Here is a 14,487-nt window from a genome sequence, read left to right as displayed (position 1 = left end):
GGAAGCTCGTGTCAGCCGAAACCGCGCAGGTCACGCCTGCAGCCGCGAAGAAGATCCGCCCCGGCGGCACCCTTTATCGCGGTAACGAAGGAATGTGGTCGTGGGTGTTGCATCGTATCACCGGTGTGGCCATCTTCTTCTTCCTGCTCGTGCACGTGCTTGACACAGCTCTCATTCGCGTGAGCCCAGAGGCATACAACGCGGTGATCTCGACGTACCAGACCCCGATCATGGGCCTCGGCGAAGTCGGCCTGGTTGGCGCCATCGCGTTCCACGCCCTCAACGGGTTGCGCATCATCCTCGTTGATTACTGGAGTAAGGGCACGAAATACCAGCGCGCGATGTTCTGGATCGTCATCGCACTCTGGGTCATCTTGATGCTCGGGTTCACCCCTCGCCACTTGATGAACGTCTTCGGGCACTAGGAAAGAGGAGCAGAACTCATGACACTCTCGATTGAATCTCCTCGCTCACAGGCCCCGGCCAAGAAGCGCACCAACTGGGAAAAGTGGGGATGGATCTACATGCGCGCCTCTGGCGTGCTGCTCGTCGTTCTCATCTTCGGCCACCTGTTCTCCAACCTCATGGTGGGCGACGGAGTAAAGGCCATTGACTTCGGCTTCGTGGGCGGTAAGCTCGCGAACCCCTTCTGGCAAGTGTGGGATCTCCTCCTGCTGTGGCTCGCGCTGATTCACGGCAGCAACGGCATGCGCACCATCGTGAACGATTACGTGGTGAGGCCGGGCCTTGCAAAAGGTCTGAAGATCGCACTGTTCCTCTCGGCAGCACTGCTGATTCTGCTCGGCACGCTGGTGATCTTCACCTTCGATCCCTGCCCCCCGGGTGCCGACCCCGAGTTGCTTGCCTCGTTCTGCACTGTGTCTTGATCTGACGCAGCCGCTCCCCAGACTTTTCACCGGAAGTTAGGAAACACGTGACCACCAACACCCACCAGGGCGAGGAAGTGACCGTCAAAGACGGCGTCACCTACCATCAGTTTGACGTCGTGATCGTCGGTGCCGGCGGCGCTGGCATGCGCGCCGCGATCGAAGCGGGCCCAAAGGCCAAGACCGCGGTTATCACCAAGCTCTATCCGACGCGCTCTCACACGGGCGCCGCGCAGGGCGGCATGGCCGCTGCGCTGGCGAATGTCGAAGACGATAACTGGGAGTGGCACACCTTCGACACGGTGAAGGGCGGCGACTACCTGGTTGACCAGGACGCGGCTGAGATCCTTGCGAAGGAAGCAATCGACGCGGTCATCGACCTTGAGAACATGGGTCTGCCGTTCAACCGCACGCCCGAGGGCAAGATCGATCAGCGTCGTTTCGGCGGCCACACCCGCGACCACGGCAAGGCGCCCGTGCGTCGTGCCTGCTATGCGGCTGACCGCACCGGCCACATGATCCTGCAGACGCTCTTCCAGAACTGCGTCAAGCTGGGTGTCAACTTCTTCAACGAGTACTACGTGCTTGATCTGGTGATGACAGGCGAAGGCAAAGACCGCAAGCCTTCCGGCGTCGTCGCCTACGAGCTCGCAACCGGTGACCTGCACGTCTTCCAGGCGAAGTCGATCGTCTTCGCCACGGGCGGGTTCGGGAAGATCTTCAAGACGACGTCGAACGCACACACCCTGACCGGTGACGGCGTCGGCATCATCTGGCGCAAGGGCCTGCCGCTCGAAGACATGGAGTTTTACCAGTTCCACCCGACGGGTCTTGCGGGCCTGGGGATCTTGCTCACCGAAGGCGCCCGCGGCGAGGGCGCCATCTTGCGTAACGCGAGCGGCGAGCGGTTCATGGAGCGCTACGCGCCGACCATTAAAGACCTCGCTCCCCGCGATATTGTGGCGCGTTGCATGGTGCAGGAGGTGCTTGACGGCCGAGGTGCCGGCCCCCACAAGGACTACGTCTACCTCGACTGCACACACCTGGGTGCCGAGGTGCTCGAGACGAAGCTTCCCGATATCACCGAGTTCGCGCGCACCTATTTGGGTGTGGATCCGGTCACGGAACCGGTGCCCGTGTTCCCCACCGCGCACTACGCCATGGGCGGCATCCCGACAAACGTTCACGCCGAGGTGTTGATGGACAACGACACCGTAGTGCCGGGTCTCTTCGCTGCGGGCGAGTGCGCCTGCGTGTCCGTGCACGGCTCGAACCGTCTCGGCACCAACTCGCTGCTCGACATCAATGTCTTCGGGAAGCGTTCGGGCAACCGTGCCGCCGACTACGCAAACGGAGCCTCCTTCGTCGAACTCCCGGCCGATCCGGCGAAGGAGATCCGCGAGCTCGTGGAGATGCTGCGCACGAGCACCGGCACCGAGCGCGTCGCCGACATTCGCAAGGAACTCCAGGAATCCATGGACCGTGGCGCCCAGGTGTTCCGCACCGAGGAGTCTCTCACCGAGGTCCTCCGCGTGATCAACGATCTGCGCCTGCGCTACAAGAACATCTCGGTGCAGGATCGTGGCAAGCGATACAACACCGATCTGCTCGAGGCGATCGAGCTTGGCTTCCTGCTCGATCTCGCCGAGGTGCTCGTGTTCACCGCGCGCAATCGCAAGGAGAGCCGTGGCGGTCACATGCGCGACGACTACCCGAACCGCGATGATGAGAACTACATGCAGCACACGATGGCGTACCTCTCGGGCGACCCACACTCGGCGAACCCTGAAGATCACATCCGCCTGGACTGGAAGCCGGTCGTCATGACGAAGAATGAGCAGGGCGAGTTGAATTACCCGCCGATGGAGAGGAAGTACTAAGCCATGAGCACCGCTACCGCTGAGGCTTCTGCCATTGTGGCCCCCGAGGCGCCGCAGCCCTTCAATGTCACCCTGCTCGTGCGCCGCTACGACCCCGAGACGGGCGCAGAGGCGTACTGGGAAGACTTCGACGTGCCGATGTACCCGACGGATCGCATCCTTGACGCCCTGCACAAGATCAAGTGGGATCAGGACGGCACGCTCAGCTTCCGTCGTTCGTGCGCCCACGGCATCTGCGGCTCCGACGCGATGCGCATCAACGGGCGCAATCGCCTTGCGTGTAAGACCCTCGTCAAGGATCTCGACATCACGAAGCCCGTCTACGTGGAAGCCATTAAGGGCCTTCCGCTGGAGAAGGACTTGATCGTCGACATGGAGCCGTTCTTCGCTTCATTCCGTGAGGTGCAGCCCTTCCTCGTGGCCGGGAGTAGTCCCGAGCCGGGGAAGGAGCGCGTGCAGTCGATCGAGGATCGCGAGCGTTTCGACGACACTACGAAGTGCATTCTGTGCGCGGCGTGCACCACGAGTTGCCCGGTGTTCTGGACGGACGGGCAGTACTTCGGGCCGGCCGCTATCGTGAATGCGCACCGCTTCATCTTCGATTCGCGCGACGACAATGCGCAGGTGCGCCTCGACATCCTGAATGACACCGAGGGTGTGTGGCGCTGCCGTACCACCTTCAACTGCACCGACGCGTGCCCACGTGGGATTCAGGTCACGAAGGCGATCGCCGAGGTCAAGGCCGCGATCCGCACCGGAAAGACCAGCTAACACCAGCGGCATAGACTTGCCGAATGACAACGCCCCGCGAACACGCTCCCTCATCTGAGGGGCTGGACGACGGGGCGTTGCTCGGTTCTGAGCGGATGGGCCAGTGGCGCAGCCAGGGCCGTCAGTGGTGGAGTGGGGTGCGAAGGCTACGGCCGATGCGCGCCTTCTTCCATTTCGTTGATGTCGGCGGCAACGTCCTCTCCGCGGGCATGAGTTACCAGGCGGTATTCGCTGTGTTCGCGGCACTGTGGGTCGGCTTCGGCGTGCTGGGGGTGTGGCTACGAACCCGCACCGAACTCCTCGCCTCGCTGATCGAGCAAATCAACCTGCTCGTTCCTGGTCTGTTGGGTGAAGACGGGGTAGTGTCGGTCAGCACACTGCTGAGCGAGCGCAGCTTCGACTGGACAAGCATTGCCGCCGGTGTCGCGCTGCTCTGGGTCACCATCACATGGTTCACCGGCACACGGCGCTCGATCCGCATCATCTTCGGCCTCGACGTGCGTGAGTACCGAGGGGCGTTCATCCTGAAGGTGCGCGACCTGATCCTGGCGCTGCTGTTCTTCGCCGCGCTCCTGGTCTCTGCCGTGCTCACCGTGTTCAGCAGCAACATCACCGAGTGGCTCTTGAGCGTCTTCAACATCAGCCCCGACAACTGGTTGATCGGAGGATTCGGAGTCACCGCGAGGTACGCGCTGCTCTACGTATTTGACGTTGCCGTGCTGCTCGGGATCCACGTCTTTCTTGCCGAAGTTCGCGTGCGTCGCTGGCACCTGTTGTGGGGGTGCGCATTGGGCGGAGCGGTGTTGCTCGGTCTGAAGGTACTCGGCACGTGGTTGCTGACCGGCACCTCCTCTAACCCGCTGCTCGCCTCATTCGCCGTGCTTATCGGGTTGTTGCTCTGGTTCAACCTGATTTGTCGCACGCTGTTGCTTACCGCGTCATGGATCGCGACCGGCGTCGATCGTGAACTCGGCACACTGGAGGAATCGCATTCGCGCGACCTACATGAGGAGCGGTATGTTCAGCGATCTCGCCGCTCGACAAGGAGCTGAGCGACAGTCGCAGGCAGCGCCCGCGCCACGTCGAAGGCGGTAATGGGGCCACCCAGGCCCCCCTGCCCGGGTTCTGGCGAGTGTCCGAGAGACTGTGGATCACCGCTCGCCCGGCGCGCGGCCGCATCGTGCAAGACCGCTGCGCTGGCACCGAGCGCTCCCAGGAGCTCGTGATCCTCACGCACCGAGTCTGCATGCGCGGCCACGAGCGCACCGAGTATGCCGGCCAGTACGTCGCCGGTGCCCGCGGTGGCAAGCCAGGGGGTGGCGGGGCCGGAGAGGAAGACCAAGCCGCCGGGCGTCGCAGTGACAGATGTTGAACCCTTCAGGAGCACGGACGCGCCCAGCTTTCCGGCGAGGGTCGTCGCGGCCGCGATGAGCGCGCTCTCGGCCGGCACCCGGTCTCGGCCGCCCCGCCCTCGGCTCGGCCAACCGGTGGGTCGCAGCCCAAGGCCCGCCGCGTTCCAGAGCGCCACAAACTCGCCGCGATGGGGTGTCAGTATGAGGGGCGCTCCGGCGTGATCCCGCACTGGGGTACCGTGGGAGGCGATCCTGCGCGGAGCGGGTTCGGTGCCCACGTTCGATTGCGCACGATCCACCACAAGATCTAACGCCCCGGCATCGATGACGACAGGCGTGTCGCCCGCAAGGAGCGCGCGCAACGCGTCCCGTTCCTGCTCGGAGCGCTGGGTGGGATCGGTGCCTGAGCCGATCAGCCAAGCATTTGAGGGTACGTGGGCTGAGGTCGGGTCGGCGAGAAACACCGTCTCAGGGCGCGCGGCGAGGACCGCTGCCGCTGGAGAAGGGAGGCCGAGCGTCCCGGCGATGTCGTCAAGGGGTGGGGTAAAGCGCAGCAGACCGAGGCCGGTGCGCCATGCCGCCTCTGCCCCGAGCACCGCCGCCCCAGGGTAGGCTGCGGAACCGGTGCGCAGGCCGAGTATCCCGCGACGGTACTTGTCGTCGGTGCTGCTGGGTTCCACCAGGAGGGCCGCGGCCTGCTGGAGGCCCCATCGAACCGGGGGGCCCGCAACGGGCGTGAGCTCCGACTGCTGTCGAGCGCGCCGCGCCCGACGGGCGCGCTCAGTGTTCACGATCCGATCTCAAGCAGATACGAGCGCAGCCCATGCTCAATGCGGCGAAGCCTGTCCGTGGCGACGGTGCGACGCTCGCTGGCGGTCCCCGTGGCGCTCACCACGTCGAGGTAGGCCTTCAGCTTGGGCTCCGTGCCGCTTGGCCGAATCATCACGCGTGAGCCATCCGCGAGATCGTAGGCGAGCACATTGGCGGGCACCGCCGAGTGGCCGGGCTGCAGGAAATCGCGAAGTCGCGAGACCTCGATGCCATCGAAGCGTGTGGGAGGGGCGTGGCGCACTCGTTCGGCCAGCGCCGCGACCGCCTCCGGAGATTCGAGTCGCACCACCACCTGGGTGCTCGCGTAGTGCCCAAACTGCTCGCTGGCGTCGTCGAGCAGTTGCCAGACGGTGCGCCCCTCGGCGTGTAGCTCCCAGGCCATCGCGCAGGCTTCCGCTGCTGCCGAGATGCCGTCTTTGTCGTGGACGACGCTGGGGTGCGTGAGGTAGCCCAGGGCCTCCTCGAAGCCAAACACGAGGTTCGGCACTCGAGAGACCCACTTGAACCCCGAGAGTGTCTCGACGTGATCGAGCCCGTATGCGCGGGCGATCGAGCCGAGGACGGGCGAGGAGACGATGGTGTTGGCGAGGGTGCCCGTGAGGGGGAGTCCCGCCGACTCCGCCGCGCGGCGTGCCCGCTCTGCCGCGCGCCACCCGAGAAGCGTCCCCAGCTCATTGCCCGTGAGACGCCGGTAGCCTGAGGGCTCGTCGGGGTGCGGGGCGGCGATGGCGAGGCGATCCGCGTCGGGATCGTTCGCGATGATGAGATCTGCGTTGCACTCCCGCGCGGTCTCGTAAGCCAGATCGAGGGCTCCCTCTTCTTCGGGGTTGGGGAAACACACCGTGGGGAAGGTGCTGTCTGGCCGGTCTTGCAGAGCGACCGTCGTCACCGTGGGCAGGCCGGCAGCGGCAAATACCCGCTGAGCCGTGGTGGATCCCACGCCGTGTAGGGCGGTGTAGACAATCTTGGGGGCGGATGCCGGCAGCGGGCCAGGGTAGCCCGCGAGGAGGGCGTCCGCTGTGCGTTCGACGTATGCATCTGCAAGCTCGGGGCCCGCGATCGTGTAGTCAGTGGATCGGGGCAACTCGGAATAGGGCAGCGCACCACGCTCTTCGATGAGCGCAGCGATTTCGGCATCGCTGGGGGGTGCGATCTGCGAACCCTGGTCTGAGTCACCGAGGTATACCTTGTAGCCGTTATCGCGCGGGGGGTTGTGGCTCGCGGTGATCATGACGCCCGCGGAGAGACCCAGGTGGCGCACCGCGAAAGCGGTCACCGGAGTGGGCAGAGGCTCGGGGAGGAGAATGGTTCGTACTCCGGCACCCGCCATGATCTCAGCAGTATCGCGCGCAAACACCTCGGAATTCACCCGACCGTCGTAGCCGATCACGATGGAGGGAGGGGTCGTTGCGGTGCCCTCGCGGGCGCGTCGATGCAGGTATTCGGCGAAGCCCGCCGAGGTTTGGGAGACGACGACTCGGTTCATGCGCCGCGGGCCCGCCCCGATTTCTGCGCGCAACCCGGCGGTGCCAAAGGCGAGTCGACCGGCAAATGCGTCGTGGAGCGCGCTCGCAGACTCGGCATCACCCTGAATTGCGCGGGCGAGAAGACCCTGGGCCTCTGCCCGGGTCTCAGGGTCGGGGTCGTTCGCGATCCACTGCGTGACGTCTGAGACCAGAGCACCGAGATCGGCTTCGCTCATGTAATTCCCTTGTCTCGCCCGACGCTCGCCGGGGCCGTTTGATTGAAACAAACTACCACGCGGCGAAGCGCGGAGACTGGCAGCGCGGCGGCTGGCAGCGCGGCGGCCAGATCACGCGATCCGGGAGGCCGGACTATGCGAGTGACAGGAAGAGCTTCTCGAGTTCGCCAGCGTCAAGTTCGCCTTCTCCGTCCGGGCTCGTGAGGCACTCCTTGAGCGCGGTCGAGACCACCAGGTACCCGGCGCGGTCAAGCGCCTTGGAGACAGCGGAGAGCTGCTGCACGACATCGCGGCACGGTGCATCTCCTTCCACGAGCGAGATAACGGCGGCCAGTTGCCCGTGGGCACGGCGGAGACGATTGGCGATCTTGCGCTGTGCGTCGACCGCTTCTGCTGACTTTTCGGATTCCATGCCCCAATGATACCCCTGCGGGTATCACGCGAGCATCTTCTGGGTTGGGATTTCGCGAAGAGAAGCTTGACGATTTATACCCTGGGGGGTATTCTTCAATTATGACAACCATGAATCTGACACTTGAGAACTTCGAAGAGACGGTTTCCCGGGAGGGCATCGTCATCGTCGATTTCTGGGCCGCCTGGTGCGGCCCATGCCGCGCATTCGCGCCGGTGTTCGACGCGGCGAGCGAGACGCACACAGACATCACATTCGCGAAGGTCGACACCGAAGCGGAACAGCAGCTCGCTGCCGGTTTCCGCATCACCTCAATTCCTACCCTGATGGTATTCCGAGACGGCATCATCGTCTTCAGCCAGCCAGGCGCGCTTGCGGCACCGCAGCTCGAGCAGGTCATCGCGGGTACCCGCGAGCTCGATATGGAAGACGTGCGTCGCCAGATTGCCGAGCAGCAAACGCAGGAGCAGCCTGCGTAAGAATGGTCGCGTAGGCATACATCACCAGCTCATCACCTCATCCCCATCAACCCCCCCACACGAAGGAGAACACCATGTGCGCACGAATCACCTGCAGCAGCTGCGGCAAGCCGACCTGGGCCGGTTGCGGCCAGCACGTTGAAGAAGCGCTGGCAGGCGTGCCCGAAGCGGATCGCTGCCACTGCAACGGCTAATTCACATCAGCCGTAACTGAGTCGCCCGGTTCCCAGACCCGGGCGACTCAAGTGCTTGGTCAGCGCATCTGCAGCGCGCCAGGGAGCACCCGTGCGCTGAATCCGGTCACCTCGCCGACTGCTTCCCCGTCAATTTCGAACAGCACCGGCTGAGAGAGCGTCACCCGCGCAGACCTCGCCTGGCGAAGCTGGATGGAGTTTGAGCTCTGCGCCTCTGAATCGTCTCGAAGCATCTTTCGCATGATGCCGTTATCCCAGACAAGATTGCGAAGGGTATCGAGCCAGTCCACGACGCCCTCGGCCCGAAGGAGCATGAGATCGAGAAGCCCGTCGTCGAGAAGTGCGTCGGGAAGAAGAGCCGCGCCACCCTGGAGGGTGCCGCAGTTTGCAATGAGAAGCGTGTGGCCACGGTCAGGAACCATGTCGCCCTCGTCGGTGCTGATGCTGAGATTCACGGGCTCGCTGTTTTGGAACGCCCTACCCAGCGACTCCACGTAGGCAAGCCACCCGGCGCGTGCCTTGAGCTCGTCGTCAGTTTCGGCGATCATCTGGGCATCGATGCCAAATCCGGCCATGACGGTGAATGCGTGACGCTCACGTCCGGTCTCACGTTCGAGCACCAATTCACCGATGTCGATCGGTCGCGCGCGTCGTTCGAGTATCCGCGCGAATGCCTGCTTCGGGTCGTTGAGTGGAACATCGAGATTTCGCGCGAAGAGATTGCCGGTGCCGAGCGGAATGATGCCGAACTCGGGACCGCCTGCGTCTGCAGTGAGGCGCTCGACGACCGCACGAACGGTGCCGTCGCCGCCGGCGGCCACAACCACGGTGCACCCTGCGCGGATGGCGTCTCCCGTGGCTTCTTGCCCCGGGTTGTCGACCGTCGTCGCGAACCAGAGCACCTCGTCGGGGGTGAAACCCGTCTGGCTCACCGCCTCGGCGAGCGCCGTGTGCAGGTCGTCTTCCTCGACCTTTGACGGGTTCCACACCAGTCCTATGACATCGCCCACGCGCAGGTCCCTTCGTCATCACCGCGGAGATGCAGCGGTGTTGCACCGAGCGTAGCGCTCAATGCGGGGTGTTAGCGCAGCTGGTGAATGATTCGAGCCAACATAACACCGAGACGTTCCGAGGCCGCTCGCCCCACCTCGAGTACCTCGAGGTGGTTCAGGGGTGCCTCCTGGATTCCGGCCGCGGGATTCGTGATGAGTGAAAGCCCCAGCACCTCCATGCCGCTTTGCCGGGCCGCGATTGCCTCCAGCGCGGTCGACATGCCAACGGCATCACCACCGATGAGCTGCAGGTAACGCACCTCAGCCGGGGTTTCGAAGTGCGGGCCGGGAAGCTGTACATACACTCCTTCACCGAGGCTCGGATCTGTGCCCTGCGCGAGTTTCCGAAGCCGCTCTGCGTACAGGTCGGTGAGGTCGATGAATTCGGCACCCTCAATCGGAGATAGTCCGGTGAGGTTGATGTGGTCGCTGATGAGGATTGCCTCACCCTCGCTCACCTCCGGATCGAGCCCCCCCGCGCCGTTCGTGAGCACCATGATGCGTGCGCCCGCCGCTGCCGCCGCGCGCACCCCGTGCACCACTGCGCGCACGCCATGACCCTCATAGAGGTGTGTGCGGGCACCAATGATCAGCACATGCCGACCGTCCGTGAGTCGCAGTGAGGTCAACTTGCCTGTGTGGCCGCCGACGGCGGATGCGCGAAACCCGGGTACCTGATCGGCCGGGATCTCGGCGACGATCTCGCCCAGATGGTGAGCTGTCTCGCCCCAGCCGCTCCCGAGAGTGAGCGCGATGTCGTGCTGCACCACACCGGTCAGTTCGGCGATGGTGCGGGCCGCCTCTTGGGCAAGGTCATGGGGAGAAAGGAGGTCTGGGTCAGTCATGTCTCCTAGCCTATGCCCGCGCCGAGCAGCGAACGGGGAGACGACGGCCCGATAGGCTGAGAACCGTGTGCTCCACCGATGACTTGCGCCCCCGCGGGGCCCCTGGGCTGGGAAATGCCCGGGTGAGAGTCGTCGGCGCCGGGCGTGTGGGCACCGCAATTGCTCGGAGTCTGCGCCAACTCGGTATCGAGGTGAGCGGACCTGCGGGCCGTGGCGATCGTGGCGAGAAAGCCGATATCGTCTTGCTCGCGGTGCCAGACTCAGCAATACGTGATGCCGCAAGGCTCATCACGCCGGGGGCCCTCGTCGGTCACTTTTCTGGAGCCACCGAGCTCTCTCCGCTTGCTCCACATGAAGCATTCAGTCTGCACCCGCTCACCAGCGTTGCTGACGCTGCACACGACTTCCGCGGGGGTTTCGCGGCAATCGACGGAACAACACCCCGAGCCGAGCAAACAGCGAGAGATCTCGCAGACCTGCTCGGAATGCGGTCATTCTGGGTCCGCGATGCGGATCGAGCCGCATACCACGCGGCCGCATCAATTGCCGCGAACTTCCTCGTCACTATCGAGGGTGCGGCGGAGCAACTGGCGAAGACCGCTGGCGTGGGCAGGGAAGCCCTCGTTCCGCTCGTGCGCAGTGCTGTGGAGAACTGGGCGGAACGCGGCGCGGCGGAGGCGCTCACCGGGCCGATCGCACGCGGTGACAGCGAGACAGTTGCGCGGCAGCGCCACGCGGTGGCTGAGCGCACGCCGGAGCACCTGCCGTTGTTCGATGCCCTCGCCGCGGCCACCCAGCACTTGGCAGATCCATCGCGAAGCGGAGAACACGCATGAGGGTTGTACGAACGGTTGCCGCCTTGCGCGATGCGCTTGCGGAGGCCGGGGCAGGGGGTGTCGGGCTTGTTCCCACCATGGGGGCGTTGCACGAGGGTCACCTCTCGTTGATCCGGGCGGCACGGCGGGATCACGAGCATGTTGTGGTCTCGATTTTCGTGAACCCTACACAGTTCAACGATGCCGCGGATCTCGAAACCTACCCGCGCGATGAGATGCGTGATGTCGAGCTCGCCGCCTCCGCGGGGGCAAGCTTCGTCTTCGCGCCCGAGGTCGCCGAGATGTACCCCGAAGGCTTCGTGACGACGGTCCGCGTCACGGGACGCATCACCGAGTCGCTCGAGGGGGCGATGCGTGGCAGCGCGCATTTCGACGGCGTCGCTACCGTCGTCGCTAAGCTCCTGATTGCGGCCAATCCCGACTCGGCGTACTTCGGTGCGAAGGATGCGCAACAGGTGGTCGTGGTGCGACGCATGGTTGCCGACCTCGGCATTCCGACGCGGATCGTCAGTTGCCCCACCTCCCGAGAAGAAGGCGGACTTGCTAGATCCAGTCGAAACACTCGCCTGTCGCCTGCGGCACGACTACGTGCGCTCGCCATTCCGAGCGCGCTGCGCGAGATTGAAACGGCGCTGAGTGCGGGTGAGGCCCGCGTCGACCAGCTGCGCAGGCGGGCGCTGACGGTGCTGCGCGCCCAGCACATCGATCCCGAATACCTCGAGATTGTGGATCCTGACGGGCTTGAACCCCTCGATGAAGTGACCGGCCCAGCGCTCTGCGTCATCGCCGCTCAGGTCGAAAACGTACGACTCATCGACAACGTTCTGCTCGCGCCCGCGCCCGCGATCGACGCCGAGCGGTAACCTGGGTGACACAGCCGGGTCACTCGCCTGGCGTTCGCATCACGTAACCGGAGGTTGCTCAGTGACTCGCCCAAGGCTCACGATTCCAGGTCTCTCCGAGATGAAGCTCCGCGGCGAGCAAATTGTCATGGTGACTGCCTACGATTTCCCGAGTGCTCGCATGGCGGATCGAGCGGGCGTCGATGTTGTTCTCGTCGGCGATTCGGGGGCCCAAGTGGTGCTGGGGCGTGATTCAACCGTCGCGATCAGTACCGACGAGATGATTATGCTGTCGGCGGCCGTTCGTCGGGGTATCTCGGAGGCACTACTCCTGTGTGACGTGCCCTTCGGCTCGACCGAACTTTCCGACGCGCAGGCGGTCGAGACCGCGATCCGCTTTGTGAAAGAGGCGGGTGCCGATGCGGTGAAGATCGAGGGGGCGACACCGGAACGACTCAGCCGCATCCGCGCGATCACGGCGGCAGGTATTCCCGTGGTCGGGCACATTGGTCTCACCCCGCAAACGGCGACCGCACTCGGCGGCTTCCGCGCGCAGGGTCGGACGGTCGAAACGGCGACCCGCTTCGTGACCGAGGCGCTCGCCGTTGAGCAAGCGGGAGCGGTCGCGCTCGTCGCCGAGGCAGTGCCCAGCGACATCGCGTCGCTTGCGACGCCGGAACTGCGGATCCCGGTGATTGGCATCGGTGCGGGTCCTGCCGACGGTCAGGTGCTCGTGTTGCACGACCTGCTCGGCATGACCGAGGGTCATACCGCGAAATTTGTGAAGCAATTCGCCACCATCGGAGATGACATGGTCGCGGGGATCTCGGCGTATGCCGCGGAAGTACGCGGCGGCGTCTTCCCCGCGCCTGAGCACCAGTACCCCGTCGACCCGCAGGTGGTCGAGGCCGCGCGTGCGGCGCTCGCGCAGGCCGCTGCCGAGCGCTAGGCAATACGGCGGGCCCTGGCCCCTTCTGCGTCACCCTACCGGGTGCAAGGATCCACGGTGACGGCAAAGGCATCGAGTCACTCGAGACAGGCAGACAGGAGACGAGATGCGGGCGGAACGGATCCAGCTCATCGACGAGCTGATTGAGGTGGGGCGAGATGCCGTGTCGCGCGGGCTGGTACTTGCCAGCGGCGGCAATCTCTCGGCTCGGCTGTCGGAGGATCGGTTCATTGTCACCGCCTCGGGAACCTGGTTCGATCGCTTGACTCGCGAGGATTTTAGCGAAATGACCCTTTCGGGTGAGGTGACTGGGGGCGCGCCAACACCGTCGAGCGAGTGGCGCCTGCACCAGCGTGCCTACGCCGCGCGCCCCGATGCCGAGTGCGTGATTCACCTCCACCCGCACCACGCGGTCGTGCTCGCAAGCCTCGGTCACTCCATTCGGCTGCTCACCCTCGACCACGCGCTGTATGTCGGCTCGGTGGGGGTGACGCCCTTCTATCCCAACGGGTCCGATGAGCTGGCAGACTCGGCGGCGGAGCAACTGAGGGAGCACGACTGCGTGATCATGCAGCATCACGGGTGTTCGGTCGTGGGCGACACGGTGCGTGCCACCTACCGTCGTGCCCTCAACCTCGAAGACGCCGCGAAGGCCACCGCGTTGGCGCTGCAGCTGGGGGACACGACGACCACCTTCCCCTCGCGCGCAGACACGACACACGCGTAGCTAGGGCCCGGCCGCGCAATCACCGCGTGATCAGAGCGTGATCGGGAACTCGCGGGAGCGATCCCAGTGCTCGGCCCACCCCACCGCATCAAAAATGTTGGATAACAGCATGCCGGTGAACCCCCACACGATGTGTCCCCCGAACTGGGGCCCGAGCTGAAATCCTGCGCCGCGGAAGGTGTGTGTTCCCCTGCGCAGCACAGAGGTGCCGCGAGCTGCAGGGCGCAAGAGCTCAGCCACCGGAACGCGAAAGACCTCCACAGACTCTGAGTGGTCTGCGACCACCGGGCTCGGCAGATGCCACCACCCGATGACGGGAGTGACGAGGTTGTTGCTCACCCGAACGTGGATCGCGGGCATGGAGCCGATGATCTCGACTCCTGACGGGTCCAACCCGGTCTCCTCCGCGGCCTCTCGCAGCGCGGTCTCTGCAAGGTTCGCGTCGCCCGGATCGACCCCTCCTCCCGGAAACGCGATCTGCCCCGGGTGATGTCTCATGTGGTCTGCGCGCCGCGTCAGTAGCACGTCAAGTTCGGTCGATACGGCGAGCTCGCCGTTGGGCCTGGCGGGCACGTCGTCGAGCGGGCCGAACAAGACGAGCACCGCCGAGTGTCGAAGTTCACGGCGCAGGGTGGTGGTGGTCTGCGGCGAAATGCCGTGATCGAACCCCTTCGCGAGCGCGGCAGCGAGCTGACGCCGTGCCTCGTCCGCCGTATTCGCCATGCGTT

At 64.8% G+C, this 14,487-nt stretch carries 17 protein-coding genes; 11 read left to right on the top strand and 6 right to left on the bottom strand.

The window, feature by feature from the left end:
- Positions 1-8 precede the first annotated feature (8 nt).
- From sdhC to ACR0R4_RS07405, 5 genes are read left to right on the top strand one after another with little or no spacing between them, the layout of a single operon-like run.
- Positions 9-425 carry a succinate dehydrogenase, cytochrome b556 subunit gene (gene sdhC / locus ACR0R4_RS07425; protein ID WP_433646699.1) on the top strand — a complete coding sequence of 139 codons (417 nt, stop codon included), beginning with the start codon at positions 9-11 and terminating at the stop codon, positions 423-425.
- 18 nt (positions 426-443) lie between these two features.
- Complete coding sequence (locus ACR0R4_RS07420; protein WP_433646698.1) at positions 444-887, top strand: succinate dehydrogenase hydrophobic membrane anchor subunit; 444 nt, start codon at positions 444-446, stop codon at positions 885-887.
- Positions 888-934: 47 nt separating this feature from the next.
- Positions 935-2,767, top strand: a complete 1,833-nt coding sequence (gene sdhA / locus ACR0R4_RS07415; protein ID WP_433646697.1) for a succinate dehydrogenase flavoprotein subunit — start codon at positions 935-937, stop codon at positions 2,765-2,767.
- A 3-nt stretch (positions 2,768-2,770) separates the two neighbouring features.
- Positions 2,771-3,538, top strand: coding sequence for a succinate dehydrogenase iron-sulfur subunit (locus ACR0R4_RS07410; protein WP_433646696.1), 768 nt, complete (start codon positions 2,771-2,773; stop codon positions 3,536-3,538).
- Positions 3,539-3,561: 23 nt separating this feature from the next.
- On the top strand, positions 3,562-4,590 hold the full coding sequence (locus tag ACR0R4_RS07405; RefSeq protein ID WP_433646695.1) for a YihY/virulence factor BrkB family protein: 1,029 nt from the start codon (positions 3,562-3,564) through the stop codon (positions 4,588-4,590).
- On the opposite strand, the gene ACR0R4_RS07400 is transcribed toward ACR0R4_RS07405, so the two are convergent.
- The 3 genes from ACR0R4_RS07400 to ACR0R4_RS07390 form a co-directional block, all read right to left on the bottom strand.
- The gene (locus ACR0R4_RS07400; protein WP_433646694.1) at positions 4,560-5,681 is read right to left on the bottom strand and encodes an ADP-dependent NAD(P)H-hydrate dehydratase; all 1,122 of its coding nucleotides are present in this window, start codon (positions 5,679-5,681) and stop codon (positions 4,560-4,562) included. The two genes, ACR0R4_RS07405 and ACR0R4_RS07400, sit on opposite strands and share 31 nt — an antisense overlap.
- Positions 5,678-7,423 carry a phospho-sugar mutase gene (locus ACR0R4_RS07395; RefSeq protein WP_433646693.1) on the bottom strand — a complete coding sequence of 582 codons (1,746 nt, stop codon included), beginning with the start codon at positions 7,421-7,423 and terminating at the stop codon, positions 5,678-5,680. Before ACR0R4_RS07395 ends, ACR0R4_RS07400 begins: the two co-directional genes overlap by 4 nt.
- Before the next feature lie 133 nt (positions 7,424-7,556).
- Positions 7,557-7,835 (bottom strand): metal-sensitive transcriptional regulator, encoded by a 279-nt coding sequence (locus ACR0R4_RS07390; protein WP_433646692.1) that lies wholly within the window; start codon positions 7,833-7,835, stop codon positions 7,557-7,559.
- A 101-nt stretch (positions 7,836-7,936) separates the two neighbouring features.
- Between ACR0R4_RS07390 and trxA the strand changes: the two genes are divergently transcribed.
- Together trxA and ACR0R4_RS13075 are read left to right on the top strand one after the other, a co-directional pair.
- Positions 7,937-8,314, top strand: a complete 378-nt coding sequence (gene trxA, locus ACR0R4_RS07385) for a thioredoxin (protein ID WP_433646691.1) — start codon at positions 7,937-7,939, stop codon at positions 8,312-8,314.
- A 74-nt stretch (positions 8,315-8,388) separates the two neighbouring features.
- Positions 8,389-8,508: a DUF8730 family Cys-rich protein gene (locus tag ACR0R4_RS13075; protein ID WP_504362686.1), complete on the top strand. Its 120-nt coding sequence runs from the start codon at positions 8,389-8,391 to the stop codon at positions 8,506-8,508.
- A 59-nt stretch (positions 8,509-8,567) separates the two neighbouring features.
- On the opposite strand, the gene ACR0R4_RS07380 is transcribed toward ACR0R4_RS13075, so the two are convergent.
- Positions 8,568-9,518: a diacylglycerol/lipid kinase family protein gene (locus tag ACR0R4_RS07380; RefSeq protein ID WP_433646690.1), complete on the bottom strand. Its 951-nt coding sequence runs from the start codon at positions 9,516-9,518 to the stop codon at positions 8,568-8,570.
- Between the two features lie 71 nt (positions 9,519-9,589).
- Positions 9,590-10,405 carry a purine-nucleoside phosphorylase gene (locus tag ACR0R4_RS07375; RefSeq protein ID WP_433646689.1) on the bottom strand — a complete coding sequence of 272 codons (816 nt, stop codon included), beginning with the start codon at positions 10,403-10,405 and terminating at the stop codon, positions 9,590-9,592.
- A gap of 65 nt (positions 10,406-10,470) precedes the next feature.
- On the opposite strand from ACR0R4_RS07375, the gene ACR0R4_RS07370 reads away from it, so the two are divergent.
- The 4 genes from ACR0R4_RS07370 (at position 10,471) to ACR0R4_RS07355 (ending at position 13,759) form a co-directional block, all read left to right on the top strand.
- The gene (locus ACR0R4_RS07370; protein WP_433646688.1) at positions 10,471-11,241 is read left to right on the top strand and encodes a DUF2520 domain-containing protein; all 771 of its coding nucleotides are present in this window, start codon (positions 10,471-10,473) and stop codon (positions 11,239-11,241) included.
- Positions 11,238-12,104 carry a pantoate--beta-alanine ligase gene (panC, locus tag ACR0R4_RS07365; protein ID WP_433646687.1) on the top strand — a complete coding sequence of 289 codons (867 nt, stop codon included), beginning with the start codon at positions 11,238-11,240 and terminating at the stop codon, positions 12,102-12,104. The genes ACR0R4_RS07370 and panC overlap by 4 nt, the downstream gene beginning before the upstream one ends.
- 61 nt (positions 12,105-12,165) lie before the next feature.
- A complete protein-coding gene (gene panB, locus ACR0R4_RS07360; RefSeq protein WP_433646686.1) occupies positions 12,166-13,032 on the top strand; it encodes a 3-methyl-2-oxobutanoate hydroxymethyltransferase in 867 nt (288 codons plus the stop codon).
- Between the two features lie 106 nt (positions 13,033-13,138).
- The gene (locus ACR0R4_RS07355) at positions 13,139-13,759 is read left to right on the top strand and encodes a class II aldolase/adducin family protein (RefSeq protein WP_433646685.1); all 621 of its coding nucleotides are present in this window, start codon (positions 13,139-13,141) and stop codon (positions 13,757-13,759) included.
- A gap of 30 nt (positions 13,760-13,789) precedes the next feature.
- On the opposite strand, the gene ACR0R4_RS07350 is transcribed toward ACR0R4_RS07355, so the two are convergent.
- The gene (locus tag ACR0R4_RS07350) at positions 13,790-14,482 is read right to left on the bottom strand and encodes an NUDIX hydrolase (RefSeq protein WP_433646684.1); all 693 of its coding nucleotides are present in this window, start codon (positions 14,480-14,482) and stop codon (positions 13,790-13,792) included.
- Positions 14,483-14,487: the final 5 nt, after the last annotated feature.

The organism is Leucobacter fengyongliangi (assembly GCF_050971685.1).
Taxonomy (GTDB): domain Bacteria; phylum Actinomycetota; class Actinomycetes; order Actinomycetales; family Microbacteriaceae; genus Leucobacter.
Note: the sequence above shows the minus strand (reverse complement) of the source record. Positions and strands in the feature narration are given on the sequence as shown.

Bases quoted from the DNA above. Each gene is read 5' to 3' on its own strand.
- ACR0R4_RS07390 (WP_433646692.1), bottom strand. From the start codon at position 7,835: ATGGAATCCGAAAAGTCAGCAGAAGCGGTCGACGCACAGCGCAAGATC.
- trxA (WP_433646691.1), top strand. From the start codon at position 7,937: ATGACAACCATGAATCTGACACTTGAGAACTTCGAAGAGACGGTTTCC.
- ACR0R4_RS13075 (WP_504362686.1), top strand. From the start codon at position 8,389: ATGTGCGCACGAATCACCTGCAGCAGCTGCGGCAAGCCGACCTGGGCC.
- ACR0R4_RS07395 (WP_433646693.1), bottom strand. From the start codon at position 7,423: ATGAGCGAAGCCGATCTCGGTGCTCTGGTCTCAGACGTCACGCAGTGG.
- ACR0R4_RS07410 (WP_433646696.1), top strand. From the start codon at position 2,771: ATGAGCACCGCTACCGCTGAGGCTTCTGCCATTGTGGCCCCCGAGGCG.
- panC (WP_433646687.1), top strand. From the start codon at position 11,238: ATGAGGGTTGTACGAACGGTTGCCGCCTTGCGCGATGCGCTTGCGGAG.
- ACR0R4_RS07375 (WP_433646689.1), bottom strand. From the start codon at position 10,405: ATGACTGACCCAGACCTCCTTTCTCCCCATGACCTTGCCCAAGAGGCG.
- ACR0R4_RS07350 (WP_433646684.1), bottom strand. From the start codon at position 14,482: ATGGCGAATACGGCGGACGAGGCACGGCGTCAGCTCGCTGCCGCGCTC.
- ACR0R4_RS07420 (WP_433646698.1), top strand. From the start codon at position 444: ATGACACTCTCGATTGAATCTCCTCGCTCACAGGCCCCGGCCAAGAAG.
- ACR0R4_RS07405 (WP_433646695.1), top strand. From the start codon at position 3,562: ATGACAACGCCCCGCGAACACGCTCCCTCATCTGAGGGGCTGGACGAC.
- ACR0R4_RS07355 (WP_433646685.1), top strand. From the start codon at position 13,139: ATGCGGGCGGAACGGATCCAGCTCATCGACGAGCTGATTGAGGTGGGG.